Origin of the sequence: Paludibaculum fermentans, assembly GCF_015277775.1 — a bacterium.
Classification (GTDB): Bacteria; Acidobacteriota; Terriglobia; order Bryobacterales; family Bryobacteraceae; genus Paludibaculum; species Paludibaculum fermentans.
In genome coordinates, this window is the sequence record NZ_CP063849.1 from 4,426,887 (window position 1) to 4,448,387 (window position 21,501).

General features: G+C 62.3%; 21 protein-coding genes. 10 read left to right on the top strand and 11 right to left on the bottom strand.

Annotated elements, in window-relative coordinates:
- Positions 1–15 precede the first annotated feature (15 nt).
- On the top strand, positions 16–1,707 hold the full coding sequence (locus tag IRI77_RS17360; protein ID WP_228486786.1) for a GWxTD domain-containing protein: 1,692 nt from the start codon (positions 16–18) through the stop codon (positions 1,705–1,707).
- 1 nt (position 1,708) lies between these two features.
- Here IRI77_RS17360 and IRI77_RS17365 read toward each other — a convergent pair whose 3' ends face one another.
- Positions 1,709–2,473: an MBL fold metallo-hydrolase gene (locus IRI77_RS17365; RefSeq protein ID WP_194453297.1), complete on the bottom strand. Its 765-nt coding sequence runs from the start codon at positions 2,471–2,473 to the stop codon at positions 1,709–1,711.
- A gap of 119 nt (positions 2,474–2,592) precedes the next feature.
- Here IRI77_RS17365 and IRI77_RS17370 point away from each other — a divergent pair, with 119 nt between their 5' ends.
- The 4 genes from IRI77_RS17370 to IRI77_RS17385 all read left to right on the top strand — a co-directional run bounded on the left by IRI77_RS17370 (position 2,593) and on the right by IRI77_RS17385 (position 6,534).
- On the top strand, positions 2,593–3,804 hold the full coding sequence (locus tag IRI77_RS17370; protein WP_194453298.1) for a PP2C family protein-serine/threonine phosphatase: 1,212 nt from the start codon (positions 2,593–2,595) through the stop codon (positions 3,802–3,804).
- 14 nt (positions 3,805–3,818) lie between these two features.
- Positions 3,819–4,655 (top strand): MBL fold metallo-hydrolase, encoded by an 837-nt coding sequence (locus IRI77_RS17375; protein WP_194453299.1) that lies wholly within the window; start codon positions 3,819–3,821, stop codon positions 4,653–4,655.
- Positions 4,656–4,663: 8 nt separating this feature from the next.
- Positions 4,664–5,977 (top strand): adenylosuccinate lyase, encoded by a 1,314-nt coding sequence (gene purB, locus IRI77_RS17380; RefSeq protein WP_194453300.1) that lies wholly within the window; start codon positions 4,664–4,666, stop codon positions 5,975–5,977.
- 137 nt (positions 5,978–6,114) lie between these two features.
- Entirely contained in the window at positions 6,115–6,534 is a 420-nt protein-coding gene (locus IRI77_RS17385; protein ID WP_194453301.1) for a response regulator, read from the top strand.
- On the opposite strand, the gene IRI77_RS17390 is transcribed toward IRI77_RS17385, so the two are convergent.
- The 6 genes from IRI77_RS17390 to IRI77_RS17415 all read right to left on the bottom strand — a co-directional run bounded on the left by IRI77_RS17390 (position 6,527) and on the right by IRI77_RS17415 (position 11,437).
- Entirely contained in the window at positions 6,527–7,150 is a 624-nt protein-coding gene (locus tag IRI77_RS17390) for an alpha/beta hydrolase (RefSeq protein WP_194453302.1), read from the bottom strand. The two genes, IRI77_RS17385 and IRI77_RS17390, sit on opposite strands and share 8 nt — an antisense overlap.
- A gap of 13 nt (positions 7,151–7,163) precedes the next feature.
- The gene (locus IRI77_RS17395) at positions 7,164–7,664 is read right to left on the bottom strand and encodes a YajQ family cyclic di-GMP-binding protein (protein WP_194453303.1); all 501 of its coding nucleotides are present in this window, start codon (positions 7,662–7,664) and stop codon (positions 7,164–7,166) included.
- Between the two features lie 20 nt (positions 7,665–7,684).
- Positions 7,685–8,260: a response regulator gene (locus IRI77_RS17400; RefSeq protein ID WP_194453304.1), complete on the bottom strand. Its 576-nt coding sequence runs from the start codon at positions 8,258–8,260 to the stop codon at positions 7,685–7,687.
- A gap of 6 nt (positions 8,261–8,266) precedes the next feature.
- The gene (gene bamD / locus IRI77_RS17405) at positions 8,267–9,547 is read right to left on the bottom strand and encodes an outer membrane protein assembly factor BamD (protein WP_194453305.1); all 1,281 of its coding nucleotides are present in this window, start codon (positions 9,545–9,547) and stop codon (positions 8,267–8,269) included.
- A 37-nt stretch (positions 9,548–9,584) separates the two neighbouring features.
- Positions 9,585–10,259 carry a ribulose-phosphate 3-epimerase gene (gene rpe / locus IRI77_RS17410; protein ID WP_194453306.1) on the bottom strand — a complete coding sequence of 225 codons (675 nt, stop codon included), beginning with the start codon at positions 10,257–10,259 and terminating at the stop codon, positions 9,585–9,587.
- A gap of 62 nt (positions 10,260–10,321) precedes the next feature.
- The gene (locus IRI77_RS17415; protein WP_194453307.1) at positions 10,322–11,437 is read right to left on the bottom strand and encodes a transcription antitermination factor NusB; all 1,116 of its coding nucleotides are present in this window, start codon (positions 11,435–11,437) and stop codon (positions 10,322–10,324) included.
- 16 nt (positions 11,438–11,453) lie between these two features.
- Here IRI77_RS17415 and IRI77_RS17420 point away from each other — a divergent pair, with 16 nt between their 5' ends.
- From IRI77_RS17420 to IRI77_RS17430, 3 genes are all read left to right on the top strand, one after another.
- A complete protein-coding gene (locus IRI77_RS17420) occupies positions 11,454–12,257 on the top strand; it encodes an ATP-binding protein (RefSeq protein WP_194453308.1) in 804 nt (267 codons plus the stop codon).
- Positions 12,258–12,374: 117 nt separating this feature from the next.
- Positions 12,375–12,989: a DUF47 domain-containing protein gene (locus IRI77_RS17425; RefSeq protein ID WP_194453309.1), complete on the top strand. Its 615-nt coding sequence runs from the start codon at positions 12,375–12,377 to the stop codon at positions 12,987–12,989.
- 7 nt (positions 12,990–12,996) lie between these two features.
- The gene (locus tag IRI77_RS17430; protein WP_228486787.1) at positions 12,997–14,043 is read left to right on the top strand and encodes an inorganic phosphate transporter; all 1,047 of its coding nucleotides are present in this window, start codon (positions 12,997–12,999) and stop codon (positions 14,041–14,043) included.
- A gap of 40 nt (positions 14,044–14,083) precedes the next feature.
- On the opposite strand, the gene purE is transcribed toward IRI77_RS17430, so the two are convergent.
- The gene (purE, locus tag IRI77_RS17435; protein WP_323745372.1) at positions 14,084–14,542 is read right to left on the bottom strand and encodes a 5-(carboxyamino)imidazole ribonucleotide mutase; all 459 of its coding nucleotides are present in this window, start codon (positions 14,540–14,542) and stop codon (positions 14,084–14,086) included.
- Between the two features lie 168 nt (positions 14,543–14,710).
- Here purE and IRI77_RS17440 point away from each other — a divergent pair, with 168 nt between their 5' ends.
- The gene (locus tag IRI77_RS17440) at positions 14,711–15,127 is read left to right on the top strand and encodes an ExbD/TolR family protein (RefSeq protein WP_194453311.1); all 417 of its coding nucleotides are present in this window, start codon (positions 14,711–14,713) and stop codon (positions 15,125–15,127) included.
- A gap of 59 nt (positions 15,128–15,186) precedes the next feature.
- On the opposite strand, the gene IRI77_RS17445 is transcribed toward IRI77_RS17440, so the two are convergent.
- The 3 genes from IRI77_RS17445 to IRI77_RS17455 form a co-directional block, all read right to left on the bottom strand.
- Positions 15,187–18,618, bottom strand: a complete 3,432-nt coding sequence (locus tag IRI77_RS17445; RefSeq protein WP_228486788.1) for a TonB-dependent receptor — start codon at positions 18,616–18,618, stop codon at positions 15,187–15,189.
- A gap of 133 nt (positions 18,619–18,751) precedes the next feature.
- Entirely contained in the window at positions 18,752–19,558 is an 807-nt protein-coding gene (locus tag IRI77_RS17450; protein ID WP_194453312.1) for an inositol oxygenase family protein, read from the bottom strand.
- Between the two features lie 67 nt (positions 19,559–19,625).
- Entirely contained in the window at positions 19,626–20,615 is a 990-nt protein-coding gene (locus IRI77_RS17455) for a beta-ketoacyl-ACP synthase III (RefSeq protein WP_194453313.1), read from the bottom strand.
- A gap of 133 nt (positions 20,616–20,748) precedes the next feature.
- Here IRI77_RS17455 and IRI77_RS17460 point away from each other — a divergent pair, with 133 nt between their 5' ends.
- Positions 20,749–21,456 carry a SprT family zinc-dependent metalloprotease gene (locus IRI77_RS17460; protein ID WP_194453314.1) on the top strand — a complete coding sequence of 236 codons (708 nt, stop codon included), beginning with the start codon at positions 20,749–20,751 and terminating at the stop codon, positions 21,454–21,456.
- Positions 21,457–21,501 lie beyond the last annotated feature (45 nt).

Genomic DNA, 21,501 nt, shown 5'->3' on the forward strand with positions numbered 1-21,501 from the left:
ATGCGACTCCCCCCCATGCGACTCCCTTGGATACTCCTCTTCGTCCCAGCATTGGCTCTCGCAGCCGACCCCTGGCTGCAGCGCGTGGAACCCATCATGAACTCCGCCGAGCGCAGGCTCTATGTCGGACTACATGACGACTCCGCCCGGCAGGCCTTCCGTCACAGCTTCTGGGACGGCAAGGCGGTGAGCGAAGAGGAGTACCTCCAGCGGATCGAATGGGCCGACGCTCAATTCGGCGGCGCCAAACCGGGCTCAGGCGCGAACACGGATCAGGGCCGTGTCTACCTGAGCCTCGGCGCCCCCACTTCCATCAGCCGGCTGCCCTCCAGCCGCGTCTTTGTCCAATGTGAGATCTGGTACTACAACAGCCTGCCCCGGCTCGGCCTCGGCACCCAGGCCCGCTTCCTCTTCTACCGCAAGGAAGGCGCCGGCCCCCTGCAACTCTACTCGCCCCAACTGAACAGCCTGCGGACCCTGCTCATCCCGAACAGCGGCACCCGCGGCCTCTTCGCCGTCAACGACATCATCCGCGCCTCCGACGTGCCCAACTCGCTCAACCTCCCGCCCGCCGAAGCCGAAGTCGTCGACGCCGCCTCCTCAGTAGCCCGCGGCATCACCGGTTCCGGCAACAGCGACATCGTGAACATGGCCGCTGCCCCGGCCTGGGCACTCCGCCGCGACCCCAAGGAACGCGTCCAGTCCCGCCTGCTCCTCTCAGAACGGCCAGTGCTCGAATCTTTCCAAAGCTGGACCCCTGACCGCCTGCCGGTCATCGACATCCAGGTCAAAGCCTCCGTCCGCGCCAGCATCGGTCTCTCTGTCCAGGTCTCCGGCGTGCCGCTCGACGAGTGGCAGACCCAGCTCGAATTCATAACCTGGACACCCGTTGCCTACGTCCACCGCCTCTTCCTGCTACCCGGCGACTACACACTCGTTGTCGATACGGACGGCGTCAGGACCCCCTATCCCCTTCAGGTCACGAAACCCTCCGCCGCCACGCAGATCCTGCTAGGGTCCACAGGGGAAACAGCAGGCTCCGCCCCGTTCCAGTTCGGCGCGCTCCGCCTCTTACCCTCTGCGGCTCCTCGCATGGCCATGCTCCAGTTCGCCGCGCCCGGCCGTGTCCAGTGGCGCATCGTCCGCGGTGTCGAGATCCTCTCTGTCGCCTCCACGGAAACAGAGACGACCGGCTTTGCGGGCTATACTCTCCCGGCGCAGTTACCGGCCGGCCCGCTCACCCTCCAGGCTCGCTCCACCAATGAGGTCGTCGACCTGAAGCTCCCCACGCCTGAACCCGAGCGCCTCGACAGCCGTGTCGTCATCTCTCACAATGCGAACCTCGGACCGGCGGCGGCGCTACTCTCCATCGGCCGCCAGTTCCTGCTCAATGGGAATCGTCCGCAGGCCAGGCTCTGCTTCACCCGCGCTCTGGGGCAGAGCCGGACGGCGAACACGCTCAGCGCCCTGGGCCGCCTGGAGGCCCTGGATGCCCATCTGGACCAGGCCCGGACGCTCTTGCAGGAAGCCTTAATCCTCGACTCGCATCACTTCGACGCACTCACCGCCATGGGTTTCGTCGAGACGGAATTCCAGGATTATACGGTCGCCGCCGCCTACCTGGAGCGCGCCCTGCAGGTGCGCAGTCTGCCAGCCTTGGAACAGGCGCTCTCCGAGGTGAAAGGCAAACTCCGGGCTGGACGCTGACCTACAGCTCGTACGTCGCTTCGCCGCCCGTGATCCGCAAATCCGGCAACCCCAGGGCCCTCAGCTCCTCCGCCACCCGGTCCCGGAATCGATGCTTCAAATGGACAGCCAGGATACTCGTCTCCGGTGGCATCTTGGCCACCTCCACCCCAAAGCTCTCCGGAGTCAGGTGCGCGCTGATGCCCGCCAGCCCGGTCAGCTCATCCGGAAACGTGCACTCCAGGAATACCGAACGCGGAGCAGGCATGTCCATCATCAGCGCCCACATCCGCTCGGTGGGGCCGGAATCCGCTCCAAACGCGACGGTCGACCGCCCGTCGGTCACCAGATACCCCGCCGTGGGCACGATATGATTCATCGCCACCGGCACGACCCGCAAACCCTCCACCTCAATCGGCTCCTCCAACCGAACCCGGTTGGGCAGGAAAAACGGCCGCCCCGGAGGCGAGAGGTGGATGAAATCCGGCCAGATTTCGCCATTGAAGATATGCCGCTGCAGTGTCTCCATCGTCTCCGGCAGGGCATGAACGGTCACCGCCGGAACCTCAGGATCGTAAGCGTTCTCGAGAAACACCGGCAGGCTGGAAATATGATCCATGTGCGAGTGGGTCAGGAAGACGTGCCGCACCTCCGCCTGCTCTTCCGGAGTCCCGGAAAACCCCAATGTGCCCGCGTCGATCGCCACTCGATCGTTAATCAGGTAAGAACTGGCGTAGTGCCTGTCGCGAGGCGCGTCAGGCGAGGAACCGATCAGGCGGACTTTCATGTCATTTTCCCAGCGGCTGGCGCTCCCAAGGCTTCGACCAATATTGCATGGACAGCCGCACCAGACAAGCAACTAGCGGTACACTCTACCAGATGACCCAGGCCGATAGGATCTCCCGCGTGATCTTTGAATACGCGGCCCAGATCGGTGGAGCACCCGATACAGACGCTCTTCTGGAACTCAACGCAAACATGGCGCGCGACCTCGCCGGCGCCGATCGCTGCAGCATTTGGCTGGTCGATTCCGCCAGTCGGGAGATCTGGACCAAGGTCGCACACGGCACCTCTGAAATTCGCATCCCCTTCGGCCACGGCCTTGTCGGCGCCTGCATCGCCGCCAACGAACCCATCGTCGTCAACGACACATCTTCCGATCCCCGCTTCCTGGGCCGCGTCGACGAGAAAAGCGGTTATGCCACCCGCTCGGTGTTAGTCCTCCCTCTCCGTGGCTCCGACAATCGCGTGATCGGCGCGCTCCAGGCCCTCAACAAACCCGGCGGCTTCGACACCTCCGACGTCGATCTCCTCTCCCTCGCCGCCAGCTATTCCGCCTCCGCCCTGGAAGGCCAGCAACTGCGCGCCGAGGCCGAGAAGGCCCGCCTCCTCCTCAAAGAACTCGAGATCGCCCGCAGCGTCCAGCAACGACTTCTCCCCCAGACCCTCCCCGCCCTGCCCGGTCTCGAATTCGACGCCTACTGCCGTCCCGCCAAATTTGTCGGCGGCGACTACTACGACTTCATCGCCCTCCCCGGTGACCGGCTCTTCTTCACCCTCGGCGACGTCTCCGGCAAAGGCATAGCCGCCGCCGTCCTCATGGCCAGCATCCAGGCCGCGATCCGTTCCCAGATGCTGCACCCGCCGGATTCCCTCTCCGAACTCGTCAACGACTTCAACAAGGCCGTCTACTCCTTCTCCACCTCCGACAAGTACTCCACCCTGTTCTGCGCAATGCTCGACGCCAAGACCCGCCGCATGGTCTTTGTGAATGCCGGCGGCTGCCCGCCCATGCTCCTTCGCGCCGCCACCGGCCAGGTCGAACGCCTCGATGCCGGCGGTTGCCCCATCGGCCTCCTGGGCTTCTCTCGCTACCAACAGGCGGAGGTTCAGTTGGAGCCAGGCGACGTCCTGTTCGCCTTCTCCGACGGCATCAGCGAGGCCACCAACTCCGCCGAGGAGATCTGGGAGGAGGCCGACCTCGAGAAAGTTCTCCGCTCCGCCGGCCGCAGCCCCGCCGCCCGGATTGTCGAGACCGCCGTGGCCGCCGCCGACGCCTTCACGGGCGACGCCGAACAGGCCGACGACATGACCGTGGTCGCCATGAAGGCCCTCTAGAAGACCTCTCCGGGATGGCGCCTGCGCCCCGCTTCCTTTACGATAAAAAGGCAGGGAGGCTCCGCATCGTCAAGGCTTGTGTGCTCGCATCGTCCAGTGCGGGCAATTCCACCTTCATCGGGACCGACACCACGCGCATCCTGATCGACGCGGGGCTCAATCGTAAAGAAACTTTCGCCAGGCTGGCCGCCATCGGTGAGGATCCGGCCAGGCTCGACGCAATCTTCATTACCCACGAGCACTCTGATCACATTCTTGGCCTTCCTGTGATGATTCGCGCGCTGGCCAGCATGGGCCGCCGCATCCCGGTCTTCCTCACTCATCTCACTGCGCCCACTATCGACTGGGGCAACGCAGTCCCCGTGGTCGAAACCTTCCAGGCCGGCTCCGGCATCGAGATCGGCGACCTTTCCATCTCTTCCTTCACCATCCCGCACGACGCGGTCGATCCAGTCGGCTACACCATCAAATCGCAGGGCATCAAGATCTCCATCGCCACGGATTTGGGTTATATGCCCGATAGTGTGAAGGTCCACCTGCAGCGGTCGCATTTTCTACTACTAGAGTCGAACCACCACCCGGAACTGCTCAAGCTCGGCCCCTACCCCTGGCACGTCAAACAGCGTATTCTGTCTCGCAAAGGCCATCTCTCCAACGACGCGGCTTGCGAGTACATCGCCAACGATCTGCCCTCCGAGGTCCAAACCCTCATCCTCGGCCACTTGAGCGAACACAACAACACGATTTGGGAAACTGAGCTTAGCGCCAAACAGGCGCTGGAAACCCGCGGCTTATCGCCCCGCCTGATCGTGGCGGAACCGCGCAAGCTCAGCGATATTTTTCAATTGTAGGAGCAAGTATGATCCAGCGTTACACCCGCCCTGAAATGGGCCGCATCTGGAGCGACGAGAACAAATATGCCCAGTGGCTCGCTGTCGAACTCGCCAACTGCGACGTTCAAGCTGAGCGCGGCCACATTCCCGTCGAGTCCGCGAAGTTCCTCCGCGAGTACGCCGCCATCTCCGTCGACCGCATCCTCGAAATCGAAGCCGAGATCCGCCACGACGTGATTGCTTTCACTACATGCGTAGCAGAATCCATGGCTTCCGCCGGCCACAGCGACGCCTCCCGCTGGTTTCACTATGGACTTACTTCAAATGACGTAGTTGATACCGCGCAGGCACTCCAACTCAAAGAATCCGCGGAGTTGATCCTCAAGCGGGTGGACATCCTTATCGAGGTCCTCAAGACCCGTGCCCATGAGTTCAAACACGCCATCGCCATCGGACGCACTCACGGCGTCCATGCTGAGCCCATCACCTTCGGTTTGAAGATCGCCAACTGGTACGACGAAGCCCTCCGCGCCAAACGCCGCCTCAAAGAAGCAGCCGAGGATCTCCGCTACGGCAAACTCTCCGGGGCCGTCGGTACGCTCGCCCACATGGAGCCCGCCACCGAGGCCGCCATCTGCGAAAAGCTCGGGCTGAAGGTCGCGCCCATCGCCAGCCAGGTGATCGCCCGCGACCGCCACGCCGCCTTCGTCTCCGCCCTCGCGCTCATCTGCGCGCTCTGCGAAAAGTGCGCTCTGGAAGTTCGCCACCTGCAGCGGACCGAAGTCCGCGAAGCCGAGGAGCCGTTCGCTGAGGGCGCGCAAAAGGGCTCCAGCGCCATGCCCCACAAGCGCAACCCCATCGTCAGCGAGCAGATCTGCGGTCTCGCCCGCGTGGTCCGCTCCAACGTCCAGGCGGCCTTCGAGGACATCGCCCTCTGGCATGAACGGGATATCTCCCACTCCAGCGTCGAGCGCGTCATCCTGCCCGACTCCTGCATTCTCACCGACTATCTTCTGGCGAAGACCATCTGGCTCATCGGCGGCATGCGCGTCTACCCCGAACGCATGAAGCGTAATCTGGAGTCAACCAAGGGCTTAGTCTTCTCAGGACAGGTCCTGCTCGATCTCGCGGCCGCCGGAATGCTGCGCGAGCAGGCATACAAAATTGTGCAGTCTGAAGCGATGCGCGCCTGGCACGAAGAGGGTGACTTCCGGGCCGTGATCGAGCACCATCCCGAGATCCGCAAACACCTTTCCCCTGAGCAGATTAGCCACTGCTTCTCGGTCGAGCGGCAGCTCCGCAGCGTCGACGCAATTTTTGACCGCGTGTTCGGGGAATGAAACGCCCAGTTCATTCCTTGATGTTAGTAGTCATTAAATTGAGGGGTCGAAACTGACGTGTTTCGGGTTACACTGATCGCGGAACAGGATTCATCTCGGACCTGTGAGCAGACCTCGTGATCCGGTATTCAGATACATTGTCGAAGAAGCGGCGGGGGCGTAACCTCCGCATGGCAAGGGTCTTACTTGCCGATGACAACCCAACCTCGCGGCTCACCCTGCAAACCGTCCTCGAAGCGGGCGGCTACCGGGTAGATTCTGCGGCTTCAGCGGCCGAGGCCGTTGGCTTGCTCGATCAGGCCGAGTATCAGTTGGTCTTGTCTGAACTGGCGATGGAATCCCCGGAAGCCGGGCTCAAAGTGCTGGCGCATGCCCGCATGAAGGACTACCGTCCGGCCACCGCTCTGGTGACCGCCTGGCACGCCGGCCCGGAAAGCAAGCCCAGCCAGGAAACGGACGTGCTCATTGAGCCGGAAGACCTGCCGGAATTGCTCGGTAAGATCGCCATGCTCATCAGCACCCGCGCTTCCCGCCGGGCAACCCGTCCGGTCAAGTAGCCAACGGCCCAATTCCTACAACTGTCTTTTCAAACTCCGCAAGCGCGCCCGCGAAAAAGTGGTCCTGCGCCTCCACCCAGTGCAGAGCTTTGGCGCCCCACAACCGGTCGAACACCGGCTGCAGCTCGTGGCGTGGTCCATATTCGTCATTTGTAGATTGAATGAAGATCCGCTCGACTGGGCAGCGCTCCAGGATCTCAAACTGCCGGTACACCGTCGGAAATCCAACCAGGACCACCCGCCGGACCCCGGGGTAGACCTGCACCGCCACCCTCGACCCGAAGCTGAACCCGCTCACCGTGAGCGGCAACTGCGGATAGCGGGCGCGCAAAACGGCCAGAACCGCCCGTGCATCCTCCACCTCGCCCACTCCGTTGTCGTGGGTACCCTCGCTGAGGTTGACACCCCGGAAGTTGAACCGCAGCGTCACGGCGCCAATCTGGCGCAGGCCGCGGGCCAGCCTGTGAACGACTTTGTTGTGCATCGTCCCGCCGCCCAGTGGGTGGGGGTGGCAGACAAGCGCTGCCTCGGTGGGCGCGCCGGAGTCCGGCTCTTCCAGCATCGCTTCCAGCCGCCCGGCCGGACCGTCGATGAACAGCGTTTCGATGCGCCGCATGAGCTGGAAGGGATCAGTTCGAACGGTAGTTCGTGAACTGCATGTCGATGCCGAAGTCCTTTGACTTCAACAACGCAATGACTTCCTGCAGCGTGTCGCGATCTTTTGCGGAGACGCGCACCAAATCCCCCTGGATGGCCGCCTGCGCCTTCTTCTTCGAGTCCTTGATCACCTTCACGATCTCTTTGGCCTTTTCCGAGGCGATCCCCTGCTGCATGGTGATCTCCTGCCGCACGCGCGTGCCGGCCGTCGGCTGGATGTTGCCGTAAGTAAAGGCCTTCAACGGCACCTGCCGCTTCACCAGCTTCGACTGCAGAATCTCCAGGACAGCTTTGATCTGGAAGTCGCCGGAGGACGTCAGCGTGATCGTGAGCTCTTTCTCGTTGAGCTCGATCGTGCTCTTCGAATCCTTCAGGTCATACCGCTGGATCACTTCCTTGGTCGCCTGCTGGATCGCGTTCATAACCTCGGGAATCTCCACTTTGGAGACGATGTCAAATGAATTGTCGGGCATAGGGCTTTGGATTCGCTGGCCTAGTGTCCCAGAGCGATCAGGATTTTTCCAGTGATTTCTTCCACGATCGCCGGGAGACTACGGTCCAATGCAATTGTAACAGCGGCGCGAATCGCTTCGGGATCCAGCTCCGGACGCGGTGGCATCACCACCACGGCCGCGGGCTCTTCCGGCGGCGGAGGCGGCGGCACCGTGTCGCTGAACAGCCCTCGCGCAAACCGCGCCTTGTCGATCAGCGGTTTGATCGTCTCCAGCACCACGGAAGCCTCAAACGGCTTCTTCAGCACGGCGTCGCACCCGGCCCGCCGTGCCTCTTCCTCGTCCACCGGCTCCAACAGGCCGGCGATCAGTACAACACCGGCATGCCGGTGCTTCTCGCTGCTCTTAATATACCGGCAAATCTCGTACCCCGACTTTTGCGGCAGGAATACGTCCGCCAGCACCAGATCCGGGTCCACATCCGCCAGGCGCACCAGCACCGTGTCGCCCTCTGTAATGGTGACGACCTCGTACCCTTCCTCGCGGAGAATCCGCTCCCCCATGCGCTGGGCATGCGGGCTGTCGTCAGCGAGTAGAACGCGAACTGGTGAAGACAAAGGGGGTTACTTCTTTTCCTCGGTGGCCGCCGGAGTCGTCGTCGCGGCGGCCTTCTTCTTGTCCTGCTTCGGAGCCTTCTTAGCCTTCCCCTTCTTCTGGGCCGGCATCTGATGGTTCGTCGGAATCATCTCGTTCGGATTCGCGGCGGCAGGAGCAGCCGCCTGCGGCGTAGTCGGCGTCTGCGCAGCCGCTGGCTGAGTCGCACGGGCATCCGGCTGCGTATCCAGTTGCGAAGTGCCGCCCGTCGGATTCGTGCTGATGGTGATGTCGGTATTGCCGCCGACTGCACCCGCGGGCACCGGCACGCTGGCCGGGATCGAGGGCCGCAGGTTGGTCATGGCGGGCTGGCCCGACTTGGCGGCCATCGTCACGTCAGGATCCTTCGAGAAAGGAGCCCACGCCTTGCTCATCATGCCCTTCTTGGCCTGATTCTCCAACTCGTACTTCATCCGGGCGTAAGCCACCGGATCCGGCTCGGGAATCTCCGCTTCCATCTCCTTGAGCTTGTCCTTGGCTTGATCCGCCATCGGGCTCAGGGGGTAATCGCGGACAATCTTCTGGTACGACGCGATGCTCTTCTGCTTGAAGCGCGGCCCCATGTGGCTGTAGCTGTCGCCCGAGAGCCAAAGTGCCTGGTCCGACCCGCTGTAGAGCGGGTAGTGGTCCGTCACCGTCTGCAGGCGGTTGGCCGCCGCCGGGAACGACCCCTTGTGATGGTAGAACGCGCCCACCCGGAACTCACCCTCGCTCGACACTTCCTGGATGTCGCGCAGCCGCTGCGCCGCTTCCGGCGCGTAGCGCGAATTCGGGAAGTTCGTCAGCAGCGTCCGGCACTCTTCCTCGGCCCGCATCACGTGCGTCGGATCGCGGTCCGGCTTCTCCATCTGTTTGTAGTGGATGTCGCAGACCTTCATCTGCGCTTCGGCCGACTCTTCCAGGGTCGGGTAGAACAGAATGAAGTCCTTGTACTCAGCTTCCGCCTGGGCAAAAGCGTGCGTACCGCCTTCCCTCATCCACGAATCGGCGATCGCCAGCTTGGACTTGGCCAGAAACTCGCTGGTGTCGTACGTATTCATCAACGTGTTCAGGGTCAGGCGGGCCACTTCATAACGGCCCCGCTCAATGTCCTTCACGGCCTTGTCGAACAAAACCTTATCGGGTTGCTCGGTGTCTTTCGTGATCGGGTTTTCGTACTTCTTCCCACGGCAGCCTGCGCCAAACACGGCAAACAGGCAGACGAGTACGGCGGCGATCCATTGCGCCGAGCGGTTCCTGGAGAAGATCATCAGTCGCATCACCTTATTTGCGGGGTTCCGTAGGGAGTCACACCCTGCGGGCCACGGCGTCCATGGCCGCCTGCCGCATGGCAGTAACGGCATGGGCCGGATTCGGAGCGCCAAAAACACTGGAACCGGCAACAACCCAGTCCACTCCTGCTTCGGCGACCCTACCTACATTGTCCACTGAGACACCTCCGTCGATCTCAATGGAAAAACTCAGTCCCAGCCGTTCCCGTTGCTCGCGCAGCGCGCGAACCTTCTCCAGAACGTAGGGGATAAACGATTGCCCCCCAAACCCGGGATTCACACTCATCAGCAGAATGTAGTCCACCAGGGGCAGGACATTCTCCACTGTCACGAGCGGAGTCGCCGGATTCAGCACCACCCCGGCGCGCGCCCCTTCGCTTTGGATCATCCGGATCGTTCTGTCCAGATGTGGGCACGCTTCCTGGTGAACCGATACGCAGTCCGCGCCGGCCGCAACGAACATCGGCGCGTAAGTATCTGCGTCTTCAATCATTAAGTGGACATCAATGGCCAGCTTCGTGCTCTTCCGCAACGACTGCAGCACCGGCACGCCAAACGAAATGTTGGGCACAAAATGCCCGTCCATCACGTCGAAATGCAGAAAATTCACCCCCGCTTCGGTCACCTGGGCGATCTGTTCGCCAAGGCGAGCGAAGTCCGCGGCCAGAAGGGACGGCAGGATTTCGATCATCGGGAGGATCCCTCCATCTTAACCTTTCGTGCGGCAGCCGCGCGCGTTCGAAGTCGTCATTCCTACTCCGGCTGTACCAGGACTGCGGCGAAGAATCCGTCACCCGGATCCCGCCCCGGCAGTCTCTGTACCACGCGTTGGACGCGCGCCGCCGCCACCCGGTTAACCACTTCTTTGTTTTCTTCCGGTTCCAGTGAACAGGTGGAGTAGACCAGGCGCCCACCCGGACGCAGGCACGCTAATGCATTGCGCAGGATACGGATCTGCCGCTCCGCCTGGCGCGTGATCTCTTCCGGAGCCAGCCGCCACCGGATCTCCGGATTCCGCGCCAGCGTCCCCGTCCCCGAACACGGCGCATCCACCAGGATCCTGTCGAACACCCGCCCGAACGGCAGCGCCTTCTCCGCATCCAGTTGAACCCGCGGACATTGCGCCATGAACGCCCTCAGACGCGCCGCGCTGGAATCGCACGCCACCACCTTCACCGGCGTCTCCATGGCCTGCAGCGTCTTGTTGCCCGGAGCCGCGCACAGATCCAGAAATCGTTGACCCTCTTGCAGTTGCAGGTAGGGCACAATCGACTGCGACCCCACGTCCATTACCCGTGAACCCTCCGGCACCGGCCCCTCCAGGGTGTCGCCGGCAACGGTTTCGCCACTCGCGGTACGCAGCCAGGTCTCCGGCTCGTGCAGTCCCGCTTCGGCCACCAGCACAGCCGCCGCGCCGCCCAGGTTCTTGCGCCAGCGCGCCCACAGCCACTCCGGCATGGAGTACCGGACTTCATCCGACGGCCACTCCGCCGGAATCTCCGGCAGCCGCCGCAGCACCGCATTCGCAAAGCCCGCGGCCGACTGCTTCCCCGCCATCTTGACCAGGTCCACACTCTCGCCCACAGCGGCATGCGGCGGAATCTTCGACAGAAAGCGCAGTTGGAACGCGCCCATGCGCAGGGCGCGCACGACGGAAGAGTCCATTTTCGACACCGGCCGCGAGGCGGCTTGGGTGATCAGGTAGTCCAACTGGGCGCGGCGGCGGAGGACGCCAAATACAATCTGAGTGACCAACCCCGCGTCGCGGGCGTCCAGGCGCACAATGCGCTCATCCAACAGATCGGCGGCAAATCCCCCTCTGTCCACCGCGCCAAGGATCTCGAAAGCGATACGGCGCGCAGGGGTCACACTTTATAATAGGGATTTGGAACTCCAGAAAGTCATCCTCCGCAAAGTCGGCGAAGCCATCACCCGGTTCAAGATGATCCGGGAAGGCGACCGCGTGGCCGTCGGCTTCTCCGGCGGCAAAGACTCCCTCACCCTGCTCGAAGCGTTGTTGCTCCTGCGCGACCGCGCTCCCATCAATTTCTCCGTCTGCGCGTTTACCATCGACCAGGGTAAGTTCCTCAAACCCATCGAGCCCTTTCGCGAGTACCTCACCAGCCGCGGCGTCGACTGGACCCTGCGCGTCGACGGCCCCTCCGTGCGCCTGATCACTGAACAGCCCGAGCATGGCTGTGACGTCTGCAGCCGCTTCCGCCGCCGCGCCGTTTACCAGATCGGCCGCGAACTCGACGCCAACGTCATCGCCTTCGGCCACACCGCCGACGATTTCTGCGAATCGTTCCTGCGTAACGCCATGTTCACCGGCCGCATCAGTGCCCTGCCCCCCGTAACTTACTCCAGCAAAAAGGACTTCCGGCTCATCCGCCCGCTCCTCTACGTCACTGAGGACCTCACCCGCGCCTTTGCCGGTGAAACAGGAGCCCCGGTCATTCCCTGCGGCTGTTCGCTGAAAACAGGCACCGTCCGGCGCTCGATTCGTGATATCTTTGCGGACCTGGAGAAAGACTACCCGCACTTAAAGCACACTCTTCTTTCCGCCATGGGAAACATCAATCCCAGCCGTCTGTTAGACCTCCGTTACCTGGACCTGGACAACGCCACCGACGAGGCCGAATCCAGCCTCCTGCCGGTGCTGCAGGACGAAGTATTCACCAAATCGTAACCCTGCACAAGTTGACCCGGCCCCCGCTCCCTCTGAGATAATCTTGTTTCCGCCCCGAACTGTAGATAGGCCTTCCGGCCGACCCTCCCAGGACGGATGAGTTTGCATTGAGGCTGTATGAGGCTTCTTCCTCGCGAAGAAAAATTCTTCCACTACTTTGTTGAACAGGCACGGCTGATCGCACAGGCATCCCAGGTGCTTCGCCAAGCCGCGGAAAAGGGCCCCAGCGCGCTGCGCGAGGCCGAAGTCGCTATTGCTCGCCTGGAACAGAAGGGCGATGAAATCATCCACGAGATCTTCACCCGCCTGAACCAGACGTTCATCACCCCCCTGGATCCCGAGGATATCCACTCCCTCGGCTCCCACATGGACGACGTGCTGGACGGTATCGAAGACTCGGTGCACCGCCTGGTCGCCTACAAGATCGATCCCATCCCGCAGCCCATGATCGAGGTCTGCCGCGTCATCGAGGGCTGCGCCCTCATGCTCGAGAAAGCCTTCGAGGCGCTCAACGCCGAGAAGCCCCTGCTCGACCACTGCATTGAGATCAACAGGCTGGAGGATACCGCGGACCACATCGTGCGCGCCGCCATCGCCGACCTGTTCGATAAGGAGAAGGACCCCTTCTCCCTCATCAAGCAGAAAGAGATTTACGAGTTCCTCGAAATGACCACCGACTACTGCGAAGACGTCGCCGACGCCCTGCAGAACGTCATCGTCAAGAACGGGTAGCACCACGGTGGCGATCGACTCAACTTTGATTCTGGTGACGCTGATCGTGGTGGTCGCCTTGGTGTTCGACTACATCAACGGCTTCCACGATGCCGCCAATTCCGTGGCCACCGTCGTGGCCACCCGCGTTCTTACACCTTTTCAGGCCGTCCTTTGGGCGGCCTTTTTTAATTTCACGGCCGCCATCCCGCTGCTCTTCTGGGACGAAGCCGGCGTCGCCAAAACCGTCGGCCAGGGCATGGTCAAGATGGAAGTCGTCTCCGAGTACGTCCTGCTCGCGGGCCTCATCGGCGCCATCTTCTGGAACCTCTTCACCTGGTACTATGGCATCCCCTCCAGCTCGTCGCACGCCCTCATCGGCGGCTACGCGGGCGCGGCCATGGTGAAGGTTGGACTCACGCAAGGCTTCGGCCACTGCATGGAAGCCATCGTGGTCTCCGGCTGGATCACGACCATGACGTTCATCGTCGTGGCTCCGCTGCTGGGCCTCGTCCTGGGGTACGCCCTCATGGTGGCGATCTACTGGATGTTCCGGCACTCCTCGCCCAAAAAGATGGACCGCTGGTTCCGCCGTCTGCAGTTGGTCTCCTCGGGCCTGTTCAGCTACTCCCACGGCTCCAACGACGCCCAGAAGACCATCGGCATCATCACGGGCGTGCTGCTCACCGCCGGCTACATCAAGACCTTCCACGTGCAGTGGTGGGTCGTCCTCGCCGCCTTCTCGGCCATCGCCCTGGGCACCATGAGCGGCGGCTGGCGCATCGTCCACACCATGGGCGGCAAACTCACCCGCCTGAAGCCCCGTGGCGGCTTCTGCGCGGAAACCGCCGGCGCCATCGCAATCCTGTTCCCCACTTACCTCAAGATCCCGGTGTCCACGACACACGTGATCACGGGCGCCATCGCCGGAGTCGGCTCCATCCAGCGCATGAAAGCGGTGCGCTGGGGCCTGGCCAAGAATATCCTCTGGGCCTGGATCCTCACGCTCCCGCTCTCCGCCGCTGTCGGTGGACTGGCCTTCGCCTTCATCCACATGGTGTCGGGCAAACAGTAACTGCCGTTCCGAAGTCGTAAGTGACGGGCTGGGCCCGTCCTTACGGCAGCGTCTCCGCCAGAATCTTCTCCGTCTGCGACGCCCGGAACTCATCCAGCTTCGCCGCCAGTCCGGCATCGGCCAGCCCCAGCGTCGCCACAGCAAACAGCGCCGCATTGATCGCCCCGGCCTTGCCGATCGCAAACGTCGCCACGGGAATACCGCCCGGCATCTGCACAGTGGACAGCAGCGAATCCAGGCCGTCCAAAGCCCAGCCCTTCATCGGAACGCCCAGCACCGGCAGAGGAGTGTGCGCCGCCACGACGCCCGCCAGGTGGGCCGCTCCGCCCGCCGCCGCGATAATAATCTTCACGCCGCGTTCCTTCGCGGTGCGTGCAAACTCGGTCGCCGCCTCCGGAGTCCGGTGCGCCGAACAGACCCGCTTATCGTGCGCGATCCCAAACTGCGCCAGCGTATCGCAGGCGTGCTTCATCGTCTCCCAGTCGGACTTACTGCCCATAATTACGGATACAAGTGGAGTGCTGCTCATAGTGGTGTCTTGGTTGTGGTCAGGAACGAGGTGGGGGCGCGAGGCCCTCTTCTCTAGTATCCGATAGCTTTGCGCCGCGCGCAGCCCACAAATGAGTCAGGAACAATCCCGCCCGCACCTGGTGTCTATCCAGGCATCATGGCCTTCACCAACAGCAGTGCCCGCGGAGCTGAACTGAATGTCACGCCCCTCATCGACATCCTGCTCGTGCTCCTGATCATCTTCATGGTGATCACACCGCCCAAAACCCTGGGCCTCTCCGCCGCCCTGCCGCAGCCCGGTGGCGACCCGCCCACCAACAGCCCGGCCGACCGCTCCGTCGTCATCCAGCTCGATGGCGATTCCAACCTGCGCATCAACACCGAACCCATCCGCCTACCCGACCTCGGAGCCCGCCTCCTCGACATCTTCAAGACCCGAGCCGAGCGTGTCGTCTTCGTCCAGGCCAGAGCCGACACCGAGTTCCAGTACGTCGCCCAGGTCGTGGACATCGCCAAAGGCGCCTCCATCGACCATGTCGGCCTGCTCACGGCCCGCCTCGACGACGGACGCTGAAACGCGAAAGAGGGCCGGCATGCACCGGCCCCCTTTCATCCTCAAGCTGACAACTGCTTCTAGAACTCGATCCGCGCGCTCACCTGTCCCGTACGGCTGCCGCCAAATTCGGAAGCCCGCGCGGAAGTGATCTTGCCGAAACTGCTGCTGTCGATCGACAGATTCGGATCAGCCAGATTCGTGTGATTCAGCACGTTGGTGAACGTACCCTCCACCTTCAGCTTGAACCGCTCCGTCAGGTTCACCGTCTTGGCCAGGCCGGCCGACAGGTTGATGGTGCTGGGACCGTGGATGATGCCCACCCCCGAGTTCCCAAACCGCCCGATCGGAGCCGGATCCGACGTTGGGCTGATACCCGTCCGGCAAGGCTTCGTCGCCTGCCAGTTCGGCGATCCGGGACACACGAACGCCCCGATATCGGCCCACTTGTCCCGAGTCGGATTCGACAGGTTCCCGTCGCCCACCCGATCCGGGTGCTGCGTCCGGCCGATGCGGCCCGAGCCCGTACCCGAAGGATCACCGCCGCTGAACGTCGGCGTCATGTACGGCCCGCTCTGCGCCAGGAAGCTCGAGCTCAGCCGCCATCCGCCGATCACCGCGTCCGCCGCCTTGTTCATGTGCGAGCCATACGTCCGCCCGCGCCCGAAGGGCAGCTCGTACACCGCCGTCGTGATCCAGCGATGCCGCCGCGTCGCATACACCGGACCATGCTCCGACGCCCGGTTGTACGTATCCATGCTGCGCCCGCCGCCCGTCTCGCCCGCGAAACCCGTCGAACTCGGCCCCTGGTTGTCCGCCAGGTTGCTGGCAAACGTGTAGGTCGAATTCAGTTGCAGCGTGCTGCTCAGGTGATGGTTCAGCTCCACCTGGCCGGCATGGTAGATGGCGCTCGCGCCCGTGGCGCGCGTATTCACCACACCCCAGTTCGGGAACGGCCGCCGGCTCAAGGGCTGCGCCGCATAGAACTGCGTCGAGTAGTACGACTGGTTCAGGTCCGGAGCCCACACCAGCGACAACGTCCGCTGGCCGATGTACGACACACGCAAGCCGGTCGACCGCGCAATCTCCCGGTCCACCGAGAAGTTCCACTGGTACGACTTCGGATCCTTGAAGTCGATCGAGTTCGCCGTGCCGAAGTACGCATTGCCAAACGAGTCGCTGACAATGCCGCTGCCGCCCGCGTTGATGTTCGGCCAGGCAAACGTCGGCTTGCCCTGCAGGTCCGGATTCAGGAACTGCCGCGCATCCGACTGGAGCGTCCCGGTCAGCGAGTAGAACACGCTGCCCAGCACGACCACGTTATACAGGCCCGCACCGCCGCGGATCACCGTCTTGCCGTTCGTAAACGGCCGGTAGGCGAAGCCAAAGCGCGGCAGGAACCGCAGCTTGGGCACGAATCGCAGACCTTCCGGAAGACCCGCCGCCGACGCCGAGAACACCGGTGTACACGGAGCCCCGTTCGCCGACGGACCCGCCGTACTGTTGAACGCCGGGCAGGCATTGAACGACGCCAGGTACCCCGGAGCCAGGTTCGCCTCCGTCCCCGTCGGATACACTACCCGGCCCGACTTCGGCACGCTGGGATCGAAGTTCCCGATATTGCCGCCCGAGTCCTTGTACGACGGGTGGTACTCATACCGCAGCCCGAACTCCAGCGTCAGCTTCGGACTCACCCGGTAGCTGTCCTGCGCATACACCGCATAGTGGTTAGTGCGCCCGTCATTGTCGTTCTTCACAATCGCGAACGCCGTGCCCACCGGCAGCCCCAGCAGGAAATCACCCACCGCGTTCTGCGAAAAAGTGCCGTCAAACGAGTAGTTGCCGTAGTTGTCGCCACCGATAAAGCCCAGGTCCGACCCCGCCCGCATGTGCCGGATGTCGCCGCCGAACTTCATCGTGTGCCGCCCCTTGATCCAGGTCAGGTTGTCCGTGTACTGGAAGGTGTGCGACTTCCCAAACCCGTCCACGCGGTCGACGTCCAGCGACTGGACCTGCCCGTCGATGTCGATGTCCGGCAGGCCGTTGTAGGGGAACTTCGGCCCAATGCCCACCAGCCCCAGCGAGTTCGTGAACCTCGGCCCGTCGAAGGGCATCGCGTTGGCGTTGTCGAATAGCGAGAACCCGAAACGGAACTCGTTCAACAGATTCGGCTTCAGCGTGTAGTTGTGCGAGACCACGAACATCTTGCTGTTCTCGTCCGCGGTGCCGGAAGGCAAAGCCAGCGGCTTCGGCGTGTTGGTGGTCGTCTTGAGCCACGTCCAGCGCGCGTACACCGACTGCTTCGACGTCAGGTAGTGGTCCACCCGGATGTCGTACTGGTTCGAGTTGTAGCTGTTGTCGCGATTGGCGATGAAGTTGGCATCGTGGATCTTCGTCAGGTCGCCCGCGTTCGGCAGCGGGTACAACGACAGCAGCTTCTTCGACACATCGCTGATGCGATTGGCCGGTATCACATTGTTGGCGAACGGCTGGCCCGTCGTCGGGTCGTACACCGTCACACCTTCATTGCGGAAGTCGCCGTTGCGTACCGCTTCGGTCGGCACGCGATTCTGGATCGTCGCGCCGCGCGGGAAGGTGAACCGCTCGAAGTCGGCAAAGAAGAATGTCTTGTTCTTGCCGTTGTAGACGTGCGGGATCGTCACCGGACCGCCGCCGCTGCCCCCAACATCGTTCGCGACCTTCTGCGGCTTGGTCAGCGCGCCATAGCGGTTCGCGTCCAGCGCGCGATTCTGGTGATACCAGAAGGCCGCGCCATGGAAGTCGTTCGTCCCACTCTTCGAGATCGTCGTGACGTCGCCGGACTGGCCATACTCAGCCGTATTGCCCACGCCCTGCACCTTGATCTCGGCGATCATCTCCATCGACGTGAAGCTCTTCCGCGACGGCCCGTTGCCCGTCACCTGCGTCGTCGAAATGCCGTCCACCGAATACTGCGTCTGCGACGGCAGGTTGCCCTGGATCGTGAAGTTGCCGCTGTTGTCAGACTGCACGCCCGGCAGCAGTGCAATCAGGTTGTACGGACTCGTGCTGTCCGCCGCGCGCACATTGCCCGGCAGCGTCGCCAGCTTCTCCGCATTGATGGCCGTGGCGACCATCTGCGTGTCAGTCGTGATCACGCCGGTCGACCCTTCCACGTTCACCACTTCACTCACATCGCCCACCTTCAGCGCCATATCGACGCGCAGCGTCTGGCGGGAAGTCAGCGTCAACTCGGACGCCGTGGACAATTGAAAGCCCTTTGCCGAAGCCTCCACTTTGTAATGCCCCGGCTTCGAATTCACGGCTTCAAATGAGCCGCTTTCGTTGGTCGTCAGTTCGCGGACGGTATTTTCATCTGTGTTTGTAATCCGGATCACGGCGCCGGCGACCGCCGCACCCGAAACGTCCGTCACCGTTCCGAGTATCACGCCGAAAGTCGACTGTGCTATCGACACAGCCGACAACACTGAACACACGACAAGCGCGCGCAGCCAGTGGTTGCGAATTCCCATGTTGCTTACTCCCTTGGTTACGTTCGTCCACCCCTCAGGCGAACGACTCAGCGGCGAGGATAGCAACGGAGCATTGACCAGCCGTGAATAGAATATTTCTATTCCATGAAAGGAACTAAATCAAGAGATTCCGCTACCACCGGATCTTCGCCGGGAAATACTCGGCGATCAGTTCCTGGTAATAGGGGGTCAGCTTCTCGGCGTCAGGCTTGGTGTTGCCCTTGGAGTACAGATCGTACGGGTTGAACTTCCGCACCCAGTCGAACATGGCTTTGTCATGCTCATTCATGAGGTATTCGTACTCCCCCTCACGGTGGATCGGGTAGCAGGAGTGATACCGGATCATGTAGAGCGCCTCTTCCGGCATGTAATTCTTCACTACATGGTAGAGATACTCGTCATGGCCGAAAGAGAGGTTCACCTGGTCCAGCCCGCAGTTTTCGGAATAGACGCCCAGCCGCGTCTGGTACTCCGGCACCGCCGCATCGGAATTGGCCTGAAAGTACTCGGGGAAGACGATCTTGTTCGACCACGCGCAGCCCACCGGGAAGGTGTCGCCCACCACGGCCCACTGCGGTTCGCCCCACAGCCATAGAACCTTGCCCAGGTCGTGGATCAACCCGGTCAGTTGGAACCAGCGAGGATGCCCGTCCGCCCGGATGGCTTCCGCCGTCTGCAGGTTGTGCTCGATCTGGGAGAGGTCAGTGTCGGGATCGGAGTCGTCCACCAGCTTGTTCAACTCGACCATCAGGTCCCACACGCTCATCTCAGCATGGTCGAGATTCAACCACTTACGACGCATCTGCTGATTGAACGCGACCGTCTGGTTAGTGTGGTTGAGCCGGTAAAACTCACGCACGACGGGCGGCGTGGCATCGTCGTATTGACGGTACTCTTCGGTCTTTCGGCCCTCTTGATAACGCGCGGCGAGTGTCGACATGGCATCCCCTCCTGACTGCTCTCAGCATATCAGGAGGGGTGCCTCGTTGTAAGCCGTACTCTTTGGGCTAGATTGCCCAGCGCCAGAGATTGGCGCCTACGGTAAAGCCTGCTCCAACGGCCGCGAACAGCACCAGATCGCCCTTCTGCAGACGGCCCGTGTCGATCGCTTCCCGCGTGGCGATCGGGATCGTCCCGGAAGTCGTATTGCCGTAACGCTCGATGTTGATCAGCACCTTGTCGTGCGGAATGCCGAGGCGGTCAGCGCAGGCCAGAATGATCCGGCGGTTCGCCTGGTGCGGAATCATCAGCTTCACATCCGAAGGCTTCAGGTTGTGGGCCGCCAGCAGCTCAGAGCTGATCTCGCCCATGCGGCGCACCGCGAACTTGAAAACGGCCTGCCCTTCCTGGTGAACGAAGTGCAGCCGCTGGTCGATGGTCTCGTGCGTAGGGGGCATTCTGGAGCCGCCGGCGGGCATCTTCAGCGCTTCCCCGCCCGATCCGTCCAGTTCATTCCGGAACCCGATGAATCCCGGGCCGCCCTCTTCCCCGGGCTCAATCAGGAACGCGCCCGCGCCATCGCCGAAGAGCACGCAGGTCGAACGGTCCGTGTAGTCGATGATCCGGCTCATCGTGTCCGAGCCGATCACCAGTACCTTCTTGTGAGACCCACTACCCACCAGGTGGGCAGCGGTGGTCAACCCGTAAACAAAACTGGAACACGCGGCCACTAGATCGAATCCCCACGCATGCTTCGCCCCGAGCTTGTGCTGGATGATGCAGGCCGTGGACGGGAACATGTGGTCTGGCGTTACCGTGCAAAGGATGATCGCATCGACATCCTCCGCCGTCGTGCCACGCTCTTCCAGCGCGATCCGCGCCGCATTCAGGGCCATGTCCGACGTGGCGATCTCAGGATCGGCAATGTGCCGCTCCCGAATTCCGGTTCGCTCCAGAATCCACTCATTCGTGGTATCGACCATCTTCTCCAGGTCTGCATTGGTGAGTACGCGCGGCGGCACCCACGCGCCAACCGCACTGATCTTAACGTTCCGCAAAATGCCTCCCGTCCGTGCAATGCCGCCGGGCTGGCAGAGCCAAGGCTCCGCGGCCGGCGACGTGGCGACCGGTTCCGGATAAAGTTGTGTGAATCAGACGCAAAACTCCATTGATATGCTATTCAGAAGAGGGATGCAAGTCCTGGGCGATTATCCTACCGAATCCACCGAGCAGATCTTTGCCCGCGTGTACTCCGACATAGCACGCGGAAAGTCCGTGGGTGCAGTGGTTTGCATCGTCCGGCCCTACGTCAACACAATGGGTAAAATCCATTTGAAGGGCGATGATCTGGAAGTGCGCCTCAGCGAGCTCATTGCGGGCGCGCCCGGCACCGTGCGCGAAGCTTTGGCCTGGATCCTGATCTCCAAACTCTTCCGCCGCCAGGTCCCCCAGCACTGGCTGCTCCACTACCGCCGCTACATGAACCGCCGCGAGGTCCGGCGGACCCACCAGGTGGTCCGGCAGTTGCGTGGCCGCAAGTACGTCTCCGGGCCAAGCGGCGATCACCACGACCTGGATCCGCTTTTCGATGCGATAAATCTGAAATACTTCGGCGGCTTGATGCAAAAACCCCAACTGGGTTGGAGTCGTAAACCCTCCCGCTGGCTGCTGGGTCACTTCGATTCAGTGCACAACGCCATCATCATCAGCCGTATCCTCGACCAGGAGAATATCCCTAGTCTCGCGGTGGAGTACGTGCTCTATCACGAGATGCTGCACCTGAAGCATCCCGTGGAACACAAGGGCTCCCGGCGGTGTGTCCATTCACGAGAGTTCCATCTGGACGAGAAGCTGTTCGACGGGCTGAAGGAAGCGAAAGCAATCTTAAAGCATCTCTGACGGTCGCTCGCTGACCCGCCTGCTCGTGGATACAAACCCAATGCG